The organism is Acinetobacter sp. YH1901134, from assembly GCF_013416965.1.
Classification (GTDB): Bacteria; Pseudomonadota; Gammaproteobacteria; order Pseudomonadales; family Moraxellaceae; genus Acinetobacter; species Acinetobacter amyesii.
The window spans coordinates 1-2,660 of the sequence record NZ_VPEW01000037.1 but is presented as its reverse complement, the minus strand read 5'-3'; the positions used below and the strand labels follow the sequence as shown (position 1 = coordinate 2,660).

The 2,660-nt window shown below is 36.1% G+C and carries 1 protein-coding gene and 1 pseudogene; one reads left to right on the top strand and one right to left on the bottom strand.

What is annotated here, in order from left to right:
- Positions 1-557: 557 nt before the first annotated feature.
- A pseudogene (gene repM, locus FTV50_RS16495) lies at positions 558-1,490 on the top strand (replication initiation protein RepM); the annotation flags it as partial.
- A 573-nt stretch (positions 1,491-2,063) separates the two neighbouring features.
- Here the strand turns inward: repM and FTV50_RS16490 are convergent.
- The gene (locus FTV50_RS16490; protein ID WP_180025089.1) at positions 2,064-2,531 is read right to left on the bottom strand and encodes a hypothetical protein; all 468 of its coding nucleotides are present in this window, start codon (positions 2,529-2,531) and stop codon (positions 2,064-2,066) included.
- Between the last annotated feature and the right edge of the window lie 129 nt (positions 2,532-2,660).

Below are 2,660 nucleotides of genomic sequence, written 5' to 3'. Positions count from 1 at the left end.
TATTCTCATAAATTAATGAATTGTATGATGATAAAAATATAATTAAACCGAGTGAGTGTCTACGAGCGACTGAGCGTTATAAAAATTTCGCCCCTGCCTTTTCCCTGATTACAAGCTCCCTATTGCCTCATAACGAGATTTACAGAGCAAAGCGACTGTAGCCATTGGCTCCATGACGAGCGAAGCGAGCATAAAGCTTTATGAGCGAAGCGAATCCATTCTTGTTTTTAGCGTCCTAGCCGGTCTTTGAAAAAACTGCCCCCAGGAATCGAGCGCAGCGAGATTCAATAGAGTTTGAGCGAAGCGAAAACATAGGGCAGTTTTAAATGCCGTTTTTGATTTTTTTGGGCTTTTAATAATATAAAAAGCTTTTAAATGCTTTTAAGAGCCTTGAAAGTATTGATATACGTGCGTTTCAGAGGACATACCGACACAAATAGTTTGTCATACCGACACAAATAGTTTGTTCAAAAACACCAATACCGACACAAATAGTTTGCATTAAGACACATAAAAATATAGTGTGTCTTAATATACATAAAAATAATGGTGTCTTAATGAAAGGCGGGTTAGTTGTAAAAGATAATGCTCTTATGAATGCCAGTTACAACTTGGAGGTAACAGAACAAAGGTTAATTTTATTGGCAATTATCAGTGCTAGAGAAACAGGGAAAGGAATTACTGCTGACAGTAAGCTAGAAATTCATGCCAGTGATTATGCAAAACAGTTCAATGTCACAAAAGAAGGGGCTTACAAGGCTTTAAAAGAAGCTGTAAACAACCTATTTGATCGACAATTTTCATTCCAAGAAGAAACATCAAAAGGGATTGGTATTGTTCGCTCACGATGGGTTAGTCGTATTAAATACATTGATGATTCTGCTCTACTAGAAATCACCTTTGCCCCTGATGTAGTTCCACTAATTACACGACTTGAGAAACACTTTACAAGCTATCAGATTAATCAAGTTTCAGGACTTACAGGCAAGTATGCAATACGACTTTATGAACTATTGATAACATGGCGTGAGGTAGGTAAAACTCCAATTTTGAAACTAGCGGATTTCAGAAGTCAGTTAGGAGTTGAACCTAATGAATACAAAGCAATGAATCATTTCAAAAGTCGTGTTTTAGAACCATCATTACAGCAAATTAATGAAAAAACAGACATTAAAGTGAAGGTAGAACAACATAAAAATGGTCGTTCAATTAGTGGTTTTTCATTCCGATTCAAACAAAAACCACAGCCAAAAGTAGAACAAAAAATCGCCCCTAAACGAGATCAAAACACACCCGATTTTTTTATTGAAATGACTGATGCCCAACGGCATTTGTTCGCACATAAATTATCTGAAATGCCCGAAGTTGGTAGCGAATATGCAGAGATCGGAGAGTCAGCCGAAGACTTTACGAAACGCCTTGCCGACATGCTTTTAGAGCCAAAAAAATTCAGGATGTTTTACCCGCTACTGGAACAGCTCGGCTTTAGTTCTAAGAAAATCCAATCTGCACCAATCAAACAGGTCGATGAACCTAAGTTTATTGAATTGCGAAATATGCAAGTGAACAGCTTGTCGTTCAATATTTCCCGTGACAAGAAATTCGCTCATTTAAAACAGAAAAACGAATCTCTAGATGATTTTATGCAACGTCTTCGCATCATGCTAAAAGACCCAAAACAGCAACTTCAATTTTATGACTACGTGAATGCCAAAAAGTAGCAATTAATCCTCTAAAAAAGATTTCAAAACGCCCCAACTTTTGGGGCTTATTTTTATCTTTTTCAGAGGTCGGTTTTTTGTTTCTCGGAGAGAAACGCGGAAGCGTGCATTCCCTCCTGCTGTCGGAAAATGATAAATCTCCCAACCGATAAAATTTTGCTTGTTAGCAAAGCACCAATATCGAATTTCACACCATAGCGTAAAAACCACCTAAAATCGCATTTAAGCGTCTTTTCCCCAAAAACATGGAAATCTAGCTAAACAGGGCTAAAAACGCCAACAAAGGCCAAATAGACGCATCAGGAGTAGTTTTAAACTTGATTAGTGTGTGTGAACTATTATTTATTTTGTTAAGTCAGTTTTTATTTCCCATTTTGAAGTTGCCACATCATAACTTGGAGCTATTAGAGCTAAAATTTGACCGGCTGCCATAACATCTTTGTTGTTATCAAAATCTACTAGATCCATTAATCCCCATAACACTAAATTTCCCTTTGATAAGTTTGCTTTTTTGCTATTTGTGAACCCAAATACGATAACCTCTCCACCATTAGCAGCTATTCTCAAAATTGCTTGTTGAGTATTGCCTTTAGTTTCAGCTCCTTCAATAATTCCAACGTAAAGCATTTCATAGCCTAAATTTAGACTTAGATATTCACTTGCATAATCGAATGCACAGGGATTGTTTTTAAAATGTAGAACTAAATTTTTTTTTGTTTCCTTTGGTTTTTTTAGTTCATCTCTATTTTGATAAATCCCAATTAAAACAAGCAAAATCCCAGCTAATAATATTGAAATGATATAAATCATTTTATTCTCATAAATTAATGAATTGTATGATGATAAAAATATAATTAAACCGAGTGAGTGTCTACGAGCGACTGAGCGTTATAAAAATTTCGCCCCTGCCTTTTCCCTGATTACAAGCTCCCTATTGCC

Excerpts from the sequence above, each read along its gene's own strand:
- FTV50_RS16490 (WP_180025089.1), bottom strand. The coding sequence starts at position 2,531 with ATGATTTATATCATTTCAATATTATTAGCTGGGATTTTGCTTGTTTTA.